We start from the raw sequence: 14670 nt of genomic DNA, 5'->3' as shown, positions 1-14670 counted from the left end.
ACAAGACAAGCAGCACTAAGTTTCCCTAGACAAACAAAATTGCAGGAGTACAATAAGTATTATATAAGGCAACTTTATTATGACAAAATTTACAGGATGTGATTCATATGAAGGGTTCAGATCGTACATTTACTACAGATGACGGTTCGAGAGTTAACAGAAGAACCTCTTTATCAGAAGTAAACCATTCCATGAAGGTGCCCATGACCGGATCATGGATTAAGAAATTTATGGCTTTTGCTGGGCCTGGCTATTTAGTGGCAGTAGGATATATGGATCCAGGGAATTGGGCAACAGATATTGCAGGAGGTTCTCAATTCGGTTATACGCTCTTATCCGTTATCTTGGTATCTAACTTAATGGCTGTTCTACTCCAATCTCTCTCAAGTAAGCTTGGTATTGTCACGGGACATGACTTAGCCCAAGCATGTCGCAATAATTATAGTCGTCCTGTCAGTATTGGTCTGTGGTTTCTGTGCGAGCTAGCTATTGCAGCATGTGATTTAGCAGAAGTTATTGGTTCAGCTATCGCGCTTAATTTACTGTTCGGAATACCTATTATGTATGGGGTTCTTATAACGGCAGTGGATGTACTACTTGTATTACTCCTTCAAAAGAAAGGATTTCGAGCTCTAGAGATATTAGTAGTTGTATTGATTGTTACTATTGGTGGCTGTTTTGCCATCGATCTGTGGCTCTCCCATCCCAATGTAGGAAGTGTATTTAAAGGATTTATACCGGATCCTGACATTATTCAGAATCCTCAAAAGCTATATATTGCGATTGCTATCCTTGGCGCAACTGTGATGCCGCATAATTTATATTTGCATTCTTCCATTGTACAGACTCGTCAATATGAGAATACGCTAAAAGGGAAACGAGAAGCGATTCATTTTGCAACTTGGGATTCTACGATTGCTTTAACATTAGCTTTATTTATTAATTCAGCCATATTAATCGTTGCTGCAGCTACATTTCATAAAGCAGGAATGACTGAAGTCGCTCAGATCAGCGATGCATATCATCTCTTAACACCTCTTGTAGGGACAACGCTAGCTAGTATTCTATTCGGAGTCGCACTTCTAGCTTCCGGACAGAACTCTACACTTACAGGAACACTTGCTGGACAGATTGTGATGGAAGGATTCCTTAATATCCGCCTTCCTCAATGGTTGCGACGGTTAATTACTCGATTGATAGCTATCATTCCAGCTGTCATCGTAACAGCCGTTGCTGGCGAACAAGGTATTGAAAAACTACTGATTCTTAGCCAGGTCATTTTATCACTACAACTTCCCTTTGCAATTGTTCCGCTAGTTAAGTTCACCAGTGATAAGAAAATCATGGGGGTCTTTGTCAATCCACTATGGGTGCAGATATTAGCTTGGTCTGTGACTGTCATTATTATAGCTTTAAATATATATTTGATATTCCGCACCTTTACTGGATGAGATCCATAATAATCACTACACCTGATAAACTCGAAGTCATTTCAAGACCCAGAAAAGAAATACCAAAAAGGCAGCTCAAGGATAAATCACCTTGAGCTGCCTTTTTCCTGCACGTATAAGACTTAATTAATGCGGTCGAGAGGACTCGAACCTCCACGGGGTTGCCCCCACTACCCCCTCAAGGTAGCGTGTCTGCCATTCCACCACGACCGCGTAAAAATAAAGAGGAATTTCCCTTAGCAACACAATATATTTTACATGGCAGCCTATGAAAAGTAAAGAAAAAAGACCTATCCATACCGCACTTCACTTATGTAATACAACATAACATATTGATGATAGTATTTACATTTTTTTCATTATTTAAATTGACAACAATGTGACTATTCAGTATGATTAGTTCAATAAATTCAATATAACTCTAACACAAGTACAGATACGTCAATTTATATAACATATAACAATTCAAACAATTCCCATAATAGCGAAATATATTACATGGAGGTGTCATGACATGGACAAAGGCAGAAAGTTACTTGATTACGTACAAATGTTAGATTCCTCCTTGTACGTAGGTGGATTCAGGCATTCATCTGGGTTCGAAGCTGAAATATCAAAGGGTAACATTCATAACCGCGATGAACTCGATTTATTCTTAAGATGCCAACTTGAGAATGTGTTACTTCACACAGAGATTAGGGCGCTCAAAGAGGTATATCACGCTACTGAGAGTAACGACCTAGAACGAATTGCAATAATTGATAAATCCGTTCACGATCGCAATCATAATCCGATCGATAAACATACGGCTCAGAAGAACGGAAAACGCCTTTTAAAATTAGCTCGGGCTCTTTATCCATGGATGGACTTCGATGAACTGGAAGAAACGCTACAGAAACACGAGGCTGTAGGTTGCTTAATTACGGTACACGCTTGGATTAACCAAAAACTAGGCACAGACTGTGATCAAGCGATACAAGGATACATATTCTCAGCAGTATCCTCTTGTATCCATAGCGCTTCGGTCGTTATGAACATTTCCAGTGAAGATGAGAAACGATGGATCCAAACCTCTCTTGATCTCTTAGCACCAGAGTGGCATTCCGTTACAATGCACTCTAAGGATGTTCATGAATTTTCCTCTACTGCCTAAATCACCATAACAATCATGACAACAATAGAAACGGGTACCCTCCATAAATATGGAAGGTACCCGTTTCTAATGAGCACAAGCTTTTTTATTCGGAAAGTTGATTTCTTCTGTAATCTGTAAATTCAATATATTCCTTAATAAACCCCAATTCCTGTTCACTTAATTTAGAAGAATTACGTTGTATTTGCCGTATTACTTCTGTTGAATATTGTTCTTGCTCTTCTTTCAAGAGTTCGCCCTGCGATTCTCTGCCCACAATGAGCCAATCCAGACTAGTATTGAAATAGGCACCAATCTCAACCAGCTTATTTGTACTCGGTGTAGACTTTCCTCTTTTCCAATCACCGAAATTCCCTGTACTAATTCCTAACTCTTCGCAAAATAACTTTTTAGTCATTCCTTTGCTCTTAATTAAAATTTCAATTCGCTGGTAAATTGTCTGCATCTTATGACCGCCTTCCAATGTTGTCGAGAAAAGTGACGCATGTAAGTATTATATATTGAATAATTACGTAAAAAAGTATATACTATCTAGTATGTCTCCATTGAATTATATCACAGAATTTCCATCTATTTGTTCATAATCTACTCATGTTGCAGGGAGAGACCACTCATGTCAAATTTCACCGCTACACTACATCACGAAGTCCTTCATTCATTACAACAAAGTATTGTAGTCCTAAATCGTGAAGGTCGTGTTATTGCTGTAAATCCAGCCTGGGAAGCATTATCTATGTATCATAACTATCCTTCAACATTCCAATGGCTAGGTGTTAATTTTTTTCATATTAGCGAAATCCGTGGTGATGAACTAGAATTACACACATTATTAACATCATCATTCCACTGTATTATTCAAGGACATCTTCAATCCTTCACTCACGACTTTAGTATAAAAATAAACCAAAAGTTAGAGTGGCTTATGATAGAAATCTCTCCACTTTTAGCGTATGGCACTAACTCCGTTAAGGGAGCAAACATATTGATTACGAATATCACTAAAAGGAAACAATTAGAGCACGATTTACAAGAAGCTATTTCGCAGGTCAGAACAATACGAGGCCTCATTCCCATATGCGCTGTCTGCAAACGTATTAAAGATGATAATCTCCTGTGGAATGCCATTGAACATTTTTTGGAGAAACATACACATGCTGAATTCACCCATGATATTTGTCCTGATTGTATACGTACGCTATATCCTAAATACTCCTCTGCACTGGATAACCCATCCGAAGTATAATTTTCAAGCTGCCTTAGTATAGGTCTCAACGTACCTTTAATCTTATTGTCGTTGACAACCATTATTGTTGTACTTATAATTGTTACAACAACTAACTCTAAGGGAGTGTTTAAGCTGTCTAGATTTCCTTCCCCTGAACAGTCCATCGGTTTCAGATATGCCCATATTTTTCGCAAGTTAAGCACCTTATTCTCGATTCAACTCAAACCCTATGACATCACCCCTGAACAATGGTCCGTTCTCTATCAGGTATACCTTGAGGAAGGGATTAATCAGAAGAAGATTGCACGACGAACAGAGAAGGATCAACCCACCGTTACACGAATCCTAGACGTTCTGGATAAGAAACAACTCATTACAAGAAGCACAGACTCTACAGATCGCAGAGCATTTTTGATCCACCCAACGGAATCTGCAAAAAAACTCATCCTAGCTACGATTCCAATCGAAGTAGAATTGAATGACAATATAATATCTGGCGTCACGGATGAACAACTACAGTTATTACAACAGATCATGCAACAAATCCAACATAATATCGAACAAATTCATCAAGATTAGAGGTTATTGTTAGAATGACAACCATCAAAGAAAAGCTGTGGACCAGAGAGTTCATCATGCTGACCCTATGTAACTTATTATTATTTTTAAATTTACAAATGATTCTCTCGCCACTACCCGCTTATGTTAAGGATCATTTCCATGCAAACGACCTTACGGTTAGTCTTTTCACAACTATATTTGCATTATCAGCCATCGCTTCACGTCTATTCTCTGCCAAAGCATTAGAGAAAGGCAAAAGAAACGCGATTCTGTTCACTGGACTTATCCTGATCACACTCGCTACATTCGGTTATCTATGGAGCGGAACGTTAGCGTTATTACTACTTATGCGTGTTCTATTTGGAATTGGTTTCGGGATGGGAAGTACAACGTTGCCTACGATGGCTTCCGGTGTAATTCCTATAAGACGATTAGGAGAAGGTCTAGGTTATTTCGGGTTATCCACAAGTATCGCCTTATCGCTAGGACCGGTTATTGGGAGTACCCTATTGAATCAGAGCGGCTTTCCTACATTAGTATATGCAACATTGGCAACAAGCTTATTGATTCTTCCAATTATCTATCCATTAAGTAAAAAGGTAAAATCTCCGACTGCAGCACCTAAAGATCTCGCAGCCACATCTCAAAAACAAGGTTTCAACAAGAGTCTGATCATCCCAAGTTTACTTAACATGCTCATGTCCATTACATATGGCGGTTTATTAAGTTTCTTAATCTTATTTGGAAAAGAAGTTCATCTTGCGAATGCATCGTTATTCTTCTTGTTTAATGTCATTTCCGTGGTCATTGTCCGTCCGATATCTGGCAAACTTTATGATAGTAAAGGGCATATTGTGTTGATTATTCCGGCAGCACTATTCCTAATCACGGGACTCCTCTTACTTTCATACTCAACATCTACTGCTTCCCTTGCAGTTGCTGCGTTATGTTATGGTGTAGGATTCGGTACAGCACAACCTACCCTTCAATCTTGGATGGTACAATCCGTATCACCACATCAGCAAGGAATGGCGAATAGTATGTATTTCAACTCACTTGATCTGGGCGTGGCCATCGGTGCTCTGCTCTTAGGGCAAATCGCTTCCCATTCAAGTTATGCGGTAATGTATCGCTCCTCAGCTATATTCCTAGTATTGTTCATAGCGATCTACGCGATTTATATGATTAAGCGCACGAAGAATAACACTAGTAAGGAACAAGCGGTTGGAAACTAAATTTCTTATATTTTAATAAAAGCCATCAAAATCGTTTATGAATGGTTTCGATGGTTTTTTTTCATACACTGATAAGATGATCATTATTCAGCATACAAAAAGAAACCTTACAAAAGTAAGGTTTCTTCAAAAACTATAATGCGGGCGAGAGGATTTGAACCTCCACGGGGTTACCCCCACTACCCCCTCAAGGTAGCGTGTCTGCCGTTCCACCACGTCCGCAAACATAAAAGTGAGCCATGAAGGATTCGAACCTTCGACACCCTGATTAAAAGTCAGGTGCTCTACCAACTGAGCTAATGGCTCTCGGTGACTGTACAATGGTACGCCATAAGTGAGGTAAAATTAAAATGGTGACCCGTAGGGGAATCGAACCCCTGTTACCTCCGTGAAAGGGAGGTGTCTTAACCGCTTGACCAACGGGCCAGAAAGCATCACTTCTTGTGACGACAGGATTTATTATAACAAATAACAAACGGCATGACAAGCACTTTTTTTGAAACAAAAAAAGGAACCTCATCGGCCCCTCCATTTATCAAAATAAATGATAGCTATTGTTAATCATATGGCGGAGAGAGTGGGATTCGAACCCACGCACCGCTTACGCAGTCTAACCCCTTAGCAGAGGGTCCCCTTATAGCCACTTGGGTATCTCTCCAAAAAAATAATGGCTCCCCGAACAGGACTCGAACCTGTGACAACTCGATTAACAGTCGAGTGCTCTACCAACTGAGCTATCAGGGAACAGTAATTACAATTACTTTCATTAATATATCATCCCTGGATATTAGAGTCAAGATGAACTAATCGTAATTTCCCACTGCATTTCCCACATCGGTAACGGTTAGGATCAACCTTGCGTTTACGAAGATACTCCATGCCACATTGACTGCAAGTCAGCTTATATTTGTATGCCTGGGGTTTTCTCGCCTTGGCTCCTGGTAGGGTCTGACAGAATCTACTCCCACCTACTCGCTTCAACAATTGCTTGAACTCAGCATCACGGTGTCGGTACCCTCTGCCTCTCAGATGAAGATGATAATGGCATAATTCATGTTTAATGATTTTCTCCACTTCTTCGTTACCAAAGTTATCGAGTTGATGAGGATTAATCTCTATGTTATGTCCTTTTAGGAAATATCGCCCACCTGTAGAAGATAATCGACCATTAAACATAGCTTGATGTTGAAATGGCACCCCGAAACTTCGAATTGAAATATCCTCTACCCATGCCTGCAATTCCTCATTACTCATGTTTTCTTTCATTGAACGTATTCGTTTCCTTTCTATGTATCTTTTAATTCAATCTATCTACTTGAATTTTAACTTCACCTTAGGCTACACTGTCAAGTATACCGATAGAAAGAATTAATATAGCAGCAGCAACACTTAACTAAACCATGTTATAAAGGGGGATTCCTACAAGCTATGCCACAAATGAGATACGTTATTTTACAGAAACAGCAGGAACTTCAGTTCGTCGAGATGCCTGCAGACTATGCTTATCAGTTAAGTGCCCTTAACTTGCGACTCAACAAAGAGATCGACAAACTGACAGCACTAGATGTTCCAACATTACCCTTAGCCATTGCTGAATGTGATGGTCTAGATCTTTTGCAAGAACAACATAAAATACACGGCGGGTTAGATTATATCAATGAATTAGAGCAATCTTTTGCGTCTATTGATGAGACAAGCTACCCTATTATATCGCTACTCACAGAGATTCGTGCACTACAAGCTCAACTCGAACAGTGGTACGAAGAGGAATTGCAATAGATTATATGTAAACCTGCACATGACGGGCTTCTCTTCCATATGTTAAGAATACAGATGGAATTGCAAGAGGAGGAGATACCCTTGCCGCAGTGGCTAAGCAACCAATTAATGCGTGCTTTCAGTAAAGGTGACCGCCGTCAGATTAAACTGCTTAATGAATGTTGGTTTTTCTATCGCAATACTCCGGATAATAACAGTAGTCGATCTTCATAAATAACATCATCCTTATCAGTTTGTATACAAAAGCTTCGCCTCCCTTCGTAATAAGGGGGCGAAGCTTTTGTATATTATTGATGGATGAATCAGGTTATTAGTTCTGATCTTTCCGAGGGTTTCTCATGGTAAGTCCCACACGACCCTTTTTCTCATCTATATTTAGAACCCATACCGTCACATTATCTCCGACAGAGACAATATCCATTGGATGCTTCACATAACCGTTGCTTAACTGTGAGATGTGTACTAGGCCATCATTCTTAATTCCGATATCCACGAAGGCACCGAAGTCAATGACATTACGAACCGTACCTTGCATTTCCATACCCGGCGTTAAATCTTCCATCTTCAATACATCTGTACGGAAGATCGGAAGTGGAAGCTCTTCACGTGGATCGCGTCCTGGACGTTGTAAGCTTTCCATAATATCACGTAACGTAGGTACACCAACATCCAACTTGGTAGCTAAGTTCTCAACATCTTGTTGTTCTAAGATCTGGCTAAGTTCTTGGCTTCCCAATTTCTCAAGCTCCAGATTTAATTCACTGAAGATACGACCTACAACGGTATAAGATTCGGGATGGATAGGAGTACTATCTAACAAATCCTTACCTTCTGAAATTCTCATAAATCCAATACATTGCTCGTACGTTTTCGCTCCTAAACGTGGAACTTTTTGCAATTGTTTACGGGAAAGAAACTTTCCGTTCTCCTCCCGATACTTCACAATATTCTTGGCTATTGTCGCGTTCACACCTGCTACATATGACAATAACGATGGCGAAGCCGTATTTACATCTACGCCAACATGGTTAACTGCTGATTCAACAACTGCCTTAAGGCTCTCTTCCAAATGTTTCGGGCTAACATCATGTTGATACTGACCGACACCAATGGCTTTGGGTTCGATCTTAACCAACTCTGCTAATGGATCTTGAATACGGCGAGCAATGGATACAGCACTACGCTCAGCTACATCTAGATCAGGGAACTCCTCTGCAGCTAACTTAGAAGCAGAATACACACTTGCTCCAGCTTCATTAACAATAAGATAGGCTAGTTCTTTATCATGTAGATCACTAATAACTTCAGCGACAAATTGTTCTGTCTCTCTAGAAGCCGTACCGTTCCCAATAACGATCAACTGAATCTGATATTTAGTAATCAATTCTTGGAATTTCTCCGTTGCTTCCTTCGTTTTGTGATGTGGAGCAGTCGGATAGGTAACCGCCACTTCAAGAAGTTTACCTGTATCATCTACTACTGCTAGCTTACACCCTGTACGGAAGGCAGGATCCACACCTAATACGCAACGTCCCTTCACAGGCGCCTGCAAGAGCAAACTACGCAAGTTGCCAGAGAAGATAGAGATCGCTTGATTCTCACCTTTCTCCGTCAATTCTGCACGAATCTCCCGCTCAATAGAGGATGCAATAAGACGCTTGTATGCATCTTCAATAACAGATTCAAGCACTTTTTTCACGATAGATTCATGCTTAATCACCTTTGTACCCATAAAAGTATGAATGGATTCAATCGGTACTTCGAGTCCTACCTTCAGGATATTCTCTCGTTCTCCACGATTAATCGCTAGAATACGGTGAGGAGGCATCTTCTTAGCCAATTCTTTGTAACTATAGTAGTTCTCGTATACGGATTCTTGTTCAGTATCTTTCGCTTCCGACACTAACATGCCATGATCCATCGTATATCGACGTACCCATGCACGTACCACGGCTTCATCTGCGATATTCTCAGCAAGGATGTCCATGGCTCCTTGAATCGCATCCTCAGGTGTATCAACACCTTTCTCAGCATCCACATAGGTTGCTGCCTCTGCAGTTAAATCCCCCTGCTTGGGCTGATCCCATATCCAGTTCGCCAAAGGCTCCAAACCTTTTTCCTTTGCCATACTCGCACGGGTTTTGCGCTTTTGGCGATATGGACGATACAAATCTTCCACTTCTTGTAGTTTGACCGCTTGTACAATCGATGCTTTTAATTCAACAGTAAGTTTACCTTGTTCATTTATAATTCGGATGACTTCTCGTTTACGCTCTTCCAAGTTCCGCAAGTAGCCAACTCGTTCTTCAATATCTCTTAGTTGATTCTCATCCAACTCTCCTGTCATCTCTTTACGATAACGAGCGATAAATGGAATGGTATTCCCCTCATCTAGCAATCCAACCGTTGTACGAACTTGCTTCAAGGAGATATTTAATTCTTTAGCGGTTTGTTTAACAATGCGTTCTTGTTCTTCCGCTTTCATCTCAACTTCATTTATCTCTACAACTGCTTCATTCTCTAACAATGGTATCCCTCTTTCCAAATACGGTATGTATCATATTATCACAAACTTTCAGTCATTTTTCCAGCGGAGGGTATAATCAACGAAAATAATCCCCGTTATATAACCGAGAAAACGGTCAAAGTATAATCAGAAAAAAAAGGTATTCTCCATGGTTTAGAGTCTGACTAGCTAATGTTAGCCCATCTGATGCTCTCTTCCAAAGGAGATACCTTTTCTTTATTTAGAAATATTTCTTAGGTTACGCGTCTTCAACATTATTGAAACAATCTTCACACTCTCTTGAATCTAAAGAACTCGCTGTGGTAATCTCCTGGCTGCATGCCAACCGAAATACCTGCATACATCATAGCATCGCCACTAAAAATCTGAGATTCACCCATTAGACGATAATCTGCATTAGGATCTAATCCCTTTAATTTCAAGCGATTCAGCGGAGCATTCGATTCGGATAAGACGCGGAAGTAGAATACAGCTACTTCGTTTCCATCTGGCGATACAAACATCCAAGCCGTCTCATTTCCCTCGAAAGGACTGAGCAAGCGGTAGAAGTGTCCGAACTGTACCAAGCTACGAATCTCTTTATACAGGGAGATCTGTTGCTTCACTGTCTCTTTCTCTTCATCACTAAATTTCGTTAAATCTAGTTCATATCCGAAGTTCCCTGACATCGCAACAAGTCCACGCATCTCTAGCGGTGTTGTACGCCCTACCTGATGATTAGGAACATCAGAGATATGCGAACCCATCGAACTAATCGGATACACAAGGCTTGTGCCATATTGAATCCTCAGACGTGATACGGCATCCGTATTATCGCTTGTCCATGTTTGCGGCATATAATACAGCATACCCGGATCGAATCGACCGCCACCTCCTGAACAACTCTCAAACAAGATTTCAGGGAAGGTTGATGTAATACGCTCCATCACATCATATAACCCCAACATATAACGGTGTGCGGTCTCCTGCTGTCTCTCAGGAGGTAACAAAGCAGAACCAATCTCCGTCATGTTACGATTCATATCCCATTTCACGTAAGTAATCGGGGCACTTTTCAGAATATCACTGAGCATCCGTACAATCTCATCTTGTACATCTCGGCGCGAGAAGTCGAGTATGAGTTGTTGTCTTCCTTCTGTACGACGACGATCAGGTACATGCAGACACCAATCCGGATGTTTACGATACAGATCACTGTCCGGCGACACCATCTCAGGTTCGAACCATAGCCCGAAGCGCATCCCTTGATCCGTTACTCTACTTACTAAGTCTTCAAGTCCATTAGGAAGCTTATTCTTATCTACAATCCAGTCGCCTAACGACGAATTATCGCTATCACGGTGGCCGAACCAACCATCGTCAAGAACGAATAGTTCGATACCAAGTTCTTGGCCTGCTTTTGCAATATCCTCTATCTTGTCTGCATTAAATTGGAAATAGGTAGCTTCCCAGTTATTTACGAGTACAGGTCGTTCCGCATCACGATATTTGCCACGTGCCAACCTCTCACGATACAACGTATGATACTTATGCGACATTCCTCCAAGGCCATCAGCTGAATACACCATAACGACTTCAGGCGTCTGAAAGGATTGTCCCGATTCTAGTGTCCAGTTAAATTCAAAAGGATTAATTCCTATAGAAAGACGCGTTGTTCTGAACTGATCCACTTCAGCCTGTGCAATAAAGCTCCCACTGTACACTAAGCTGAACCCAAATACTTCACCATGATCTTCATCGCTTCCTGGAGATAATAATGCTGCGAATGGATTCTGTTGATGACTACTAGAACCACGACGACTCTCTACGCTCTGCATCCCATAAGTTAATGGGCGACGTACAATATCCCGCTCTCTAGTCCAAGCTCCAGATAACTGTAGCCATTCGTAATCTGCGTGAGGGAAGTCTACACTGGCGCTAAGCACTCGTAGCAATTGTACAGATTCTTTACCCTCGTTGATGATAACCATAGAGCGAGTAATGACATCATATTGTTCAAATGCCGTATACTGCAATTCAATACGTAGGCCTGATACCTTATCTTCTAGCTCAACCACTAAGGTCTCTGCTTCGTGTTCTCCTTCAACATATGTTGCGGGTAGTCCTTCTAAACGAGGTTTTCCACGTTCCACACGGTGGGTGCAATATGTAAATTCAGTAATCATTGATCCATTGCTAAGACGACATTGTAATAACGGGTGGCGGAAATCGCTCGTACCGTATACAGGTAGTTCTTGCGGGAGTGTATCAAAAGAGATCGTACGATCCTCAGCCACTGGATTCGGGCTGAACGAAGCACGTTCTGTTCTTACGAGTAACCAACTTAGGTCTCCTGCACGTAGTTTCTTACCATAATAAAGGTGCGCTAAATATCCTGAAGGTAATACTTGAAACACATAACTAGCACTGGCTGTTTGCAAATGAAATAATTGCTTATCTTGATCAATATAGATGCTCATTTGTGTCCTCCCCTTAAGCTGATAAATGTATCATATCTTCAAATGGTTATGCTTACAATCATACTTTAATATAGCCTGAAGGCAATATGGGAATATGGAGATATGACCTAACGACAATATAGCAATACGGAAGTAAATCTTGAAAAAAAGACGCACCGTAGGTGCGCCTTGTAGTCCCTATATCATTCGTAGTCATCTTTAAAAATCGATTAAACTTAAAGAGATGAGCAGAGCTTCATCTACTTTCTTCATGGTTTCCTCGTCAAGATGAGTGATCTTATCTGTTAGTCTTTGTTTGTCAATCGTCCGTACTTGTTCCAGCAAAATAACAGAATCCCTGTCAAATCCATGGGAGATTGCATCAATCTCCACATGGGTAGGAAGTTTCGCCTTTTGGATCTGCGCGGTAATCGCCGCTACAATGACCGTAGGGCTGAAACGGTTACCGATGTCATTCTGGATGATCAAAACCGGCCTCACCCCTCCCTGTTCAGAGCCAACCACAGGTGAAAGGTCCGCGAAAAATACATCACCGCGTTTAACAATCAATGTTTACACCCCGCTTACTGAGCGGCCTAGAGTGCTGTCTGCATCTTCCTCTGCGTGGAAAGCCTCAGACGCCATAGTCAAATTAATCTTTGCCATTTCCATGTAACCACGTTGCATAGACTCACGGATATATCTCTTCTTCCGTTCTGTCAAATACAGTTTCATGGCTTGCCTAATGAGTTCACTACGATTGGAATTCTCCAGCGCAACGATCCCATCCACTTCCTGCAAAAGATGATCTGGTAAACTGATCATAATTCTCTTCGTGTTCTGCAAATTAGCCACCTTCTCTTCCACCCCCACAACACCTTATCACCTGAGCACCAGTATAGCTTTTTTTAAGGAATTTTATACAAATGAATATATATGCCGATCGTATATCATGTATGCTACATTCCATTATAAACTACAATCAGCATTTTAGTAAGACAATCACTAGGCTTAATTTAATTTAGATCCTGTCCCTTTTCCATTGTTACCATAAAAAAACATCTGATATCAGATCTCCTACCGTAATAAGGGGTTGACGATATGTTGAAGGACTCCATCTAACATATAGTAGCGTGGAACTCTTGAGGATAAAATACAGATCAGTTCGTAATGGATGGTACCTAGCTTGGATGCCAACTCATCTGTGCTGATACATTCACCAGATTGTTGGCCGATGAGTACAACCTCTTCACCCACTTGGATTTCTTGTGCTTCCTTACCCAACGATTGTAGTGACACCATACACTGGTCCATACAGATTGTTCCGATGACAGGAATCCGGCGTCCGCGGATCAGCACTTCTGCTTTACCACTTAGCATACGGGAATATCCATCAGCATAACCGATTGGAAGTGTTGCAATCATTTCATTATCTTCCGTCACATATCTGCTTCCGTAGCTAACTCCCCACTGAGGAGGGAGCGTCTTAACAAAGACTATTTTCGTCTTCAGCGTCATGATCGGGTTCAGTACAATCTTCTGACAATTCACTTCATCTGTCGGATAGAGCCCATATAGGCTAATGCCTATACGCACCATATTATGAGAAATAAGTGGCATATCAATAGCAGTCGCACTGTTTCCCGTATGTATAATAGGGATATTACAGCCCCTCTCCTCTAGTGCATCAGCAACAGATCGAAACCGTCGGTATTGTTCCAGTGTATAGCTTTTATCTTCTTCATCTGCCTTGGCGTAATGAGTGAACATTCCCTCAACTTGAATTCCTTGAATGGAACAAGCTTTCTCTATAAAAGAAAGTGCCTCTTCCCCAGGTAATAGTCCAAGTCGTCCCATTCCACTGTCGATCTTGATGTGTACTTTTAAAGGTTTAACAACACTTTGCACAGGCAATTGGATAATAGCCTCAAGTACTTCCTGAGAAAAAAGTGTTATCGTAATGTCATTTTCCCATGCGATCTGAATTGCTTCAGGTGGAGTATAGCCCAGAATTAAAATGGGGAGTTCTATTCCTGCCTGACGAAGTTCTAACGCTTCATCTAAGAAAGCAACACTAAGATAATCAGCACCCATTCTCTCCATTTCTTGAGCTACTCTCACCGCGCCATGTCCATAAGCATTGGCCTTTACGCAAGCTAATATCATCATTTCTTGTGGTAGTGCTGAGCGGAAGGCTTGATAATTCGAACGCAAATGGTTCAAATTAATTTCCGCGATTGTAGGTCGATAGTTTACTTGCAATTCCAGTCACCTTCTCTGAAGTTTGAGCAATCATCATTG

At 41.0% G+C, this 14670-nt stretch carries 14 protein-coding genes and 6 tRNA genes; 7 read left to right on the top strand and 13 right to left on the bottom strand.

What is annotated here, in order from left to right; all coding sequences use genetic code 11:
• Window positions 1-107: 107 nt before the first annotated feature.
• Window positions 108-1451 (top strand): Nramp family divalent metal transporter, encoded by a 1344-nt coding sequence (locus AC1D7X_RS14910; RefSeq protein ID WP_495454948.1) that lies wholly within the window; start codon window positions 108-110, stop codon window positions 1449-1451.
• A 130-nt stretch (window positions 1452-1581) separates the two neighbouring features.
• On the opposite strand, the gene AC1D7X_RS14905 is transcribed toward AC1D7X_RS14910, so the two are convergent.
• Window positions 1582-1664 (bottom strand) — tRNA-Leu (locus AC1D7X_RS14905).
• Window positions 1665-1965: 301 nt separating this feature from the next.
• Between AC1D7X_RS14905 and AC1D7X_RS14900 the strand changes: the two genes are divergently transcribed.
• Window positions 1966-2604 carry an urease accessory protein UreF gene (locus tag AC1D7X_RS14900; protein ID WP_495454947.1) on the top strand — a complete coding sequence of 213 codons (639 nt, stop codon included), beginning with the start codon at window positions 1966-1968 and terminating at the stop codon, window positions 2602-2604.
• 85 nt (window positions 2605-2689) lie between these two features.
• Here the strand turns inward: AC1D7X_RS14900 and AC1D7X_RS14895 are convergent, their stop codons facing one another.
• Entirely contained in the window at window positions 2690-3049 is a 360-nt protein-coding gene (locus AC1D7X_RS14895; protein WP_495475521.1) for a helix-turn-helix domain-containing protein, read from the bottom strand.
• Window positions 3050-3217: 168 nt separating this feature from the next.
• On the opposite strand from AC1D7X_RS14895, the gene AC1D7X_RS14890 reads away from it, so the two are divergent.
• From AC1D7X_RS14890 to AC1D7X_RS14880, 3 genes are all read left to right on the top strand, one after another.
• On the top strand, window positions 3218-3847 hold the full coding sequence (locus AC1D7X_RS14890) for a nitrogen regulation protein NR(II) (protein ID WP_495454945.1): 630 nt from the start codon (window positions 3218-3220) through the stop codon (window positions 3845-3847).
• 105 nt (window positions 3848-3952) lie between these two features.
• Window positions 3953-4408, top strand: a complete 456-nt coding sequence (locus tag AC1D7X_RS14885) for a MarR family winged helix-turn-helix transcriptional regulator (RefSeq protein ID WP_495454944.1) — start codon at window positions 3953-3955, stop codon at window positions 4406-4408.
• Window positions 4409-4422: 14 nt separating this feature from the next.
• On the top strand, window positions 4423-5625 hold the full coding sequence (locus AC1D7X_RS14880; RefSeq protein WP_495454943.1) for an MFS transporter: 1203 nt from the start codon (window positions 4423-4425) through the stop codon (window positions 5623-5625).
• A gap of 139 nt (window positions 5626-5764) precedes the next feature.
• On the opposite strand, the gene AC1D7X_RS14875 is transcribed toward AC1D7X_RS14880, so the two are convergent.
• The 6 genes from AC1D7X_RS14875 to AC1D7X_RS14850 form a co-directional block, all read right to left on the bottom strand.
• Window positions 5765-5847: transfer RNA gene (locus tag AC1D7X_RS14875), tRNA-Leu, on the bottom strand.
• A gap of 11 nt (window positions 5848-5858) precedes the next feature.
• Window positions 5859-5931 (bottom strand) — tRNA-Lys (locus AC1D7X_RS14870).
• 45 nt (window positions 5932-5976) lie between these two features.
• Window positions 5977-6051, bottom strand: a tRNA-Glu gene (locus tag AC1D7X_RS14865).
• 140 nt (window positions 6052-6191) lie between these two features.
• Window positions 6192-6283, bottom strand: a tRNA-Ser gene (locus AC1D7X_RS14860).
• A gap of 10 nt (window positions 6284-6293) precedes the next feature.
• Window positions 6294-6369, bottom strand: a tRNA-Asn gene (locus AC1D7X_RS14855).
• Window positions 6370-6399: 30 nt separating this feature from the next.
• On the bottom strand, window positions 6400-6891 hold the full coding sequence (locus tag AC1D7X_RS14850; RefSeq protein WP_495454942.1) for a SprT family protein: 492 nt from the start codon (window positions 6889-6891) through the stop codon (window positions 6400-6402).
• Between the two features lie 162 nt (window positions 6892-7053).
• Here AC1D7X_RS14850 and AC1D7X_RS14845 point away from each other — a divergent pair, with 162 nt between their 5' ends.
• The gene (locus AC1D7X_RS14845; protein ID WP_495454941.1) at window positions 7054-7404 is read left to right on the top strand and encodes a hydrolase/acyltransferase; all 351 of its coding nucleotides are present in this window, start codon (window positions 7054-7056) and stop codon (window positions 7402-7404) included.
• A gap of 81 nt (window positions 7405-7485) precedes the next feature.
• Window positions 7486-7617: a cortex morphogenetic protein CmpA gene (gene cmpA, locus AC1D7X_RS14840; RefSeq protein ID WP_495454940.1), complete on the top strand. Its 132-nt coding sequence runs from the start codon at window positions 7486-7488 to the stop codon at window positions 7615-7617.
• Between the two features lie 97 nt (window positions 7618-7714).
• Here cmpA and AC1D7X_RS14835 read toward each other — a convergent pair whose 3' ends face one another.
• The 5 genes from AC1D7X_RS14835 to alr form a co-directional block, all read right to left on the bottom strand.
• A complete protein-coding gene (locus tag AC1D7X_RS14835) occupies window positions 7715-9889 on the bottom strand; it encodes a Tex family protein (protein WP_495455290.1) in 2175 nt (724 codons plus the stop codon).
• Window positions 9890-10200: 311 nt separating this feature from the next.
• The gene (locus tag AC1D7X_RS14830; RefSeq protein WP_495454939.1) at window positions 10201-12390 is read right to left on the bottom strand and encodes an alpha-galactosidase; all 2190 of its coding nucleotides are present in this window, start codon (window positions 12388-12390) and stop codon (window positions 10201-10203) included.
• Between the two features lie 198 nt (window positions 12391-12588).
• A complete protein-coding gene (locus AC1D7X_RS14825) occupies window positions 12589-12939 on the bottom strand; it encodes a type II toxin-antitoxin system PemK/MazF family toxin (protein ID WP_068527880.1) in 351 nt (116 codons plus the stop codon).
• 3 nt (window positions 12940-12942) lie between these two features.
• The gene (locus tag AC1D7X_RS14820) at window positions 12943-13224 is read right to left on the bottom strand and encodes a CopG family ribbon-helix-helix protein (protein WP_068528371.1); all 282 of its coding nucleotides are present in this window, start codon (window positions 13222-13224) and stop codon (window positions 12943-12945) included.
• A gap of 222 nt (window positions 13225-13446) precedes the next feature.
• Complete coding sequence (gene alr / locus AC1D7X_RS14815; RefSeq protein ID WP_495454938.1) at window positions 13447-14631, bottom strand: alanine racemase; 1185 nt, start codon at window positions 14629-14631, stop codon at window positions 13447-13449.
• Window positions 14632-14670 lie beyond the last annotated feature (39 nt).

The organism is Paenibacillus sp. Y568, from assembly GCF_059445545.1.
The sequence above is the reverse complement of the archived record's forward strand: the minus strand, read 5'-3'. Positions and strand labels throughout refer to the sequence as shown.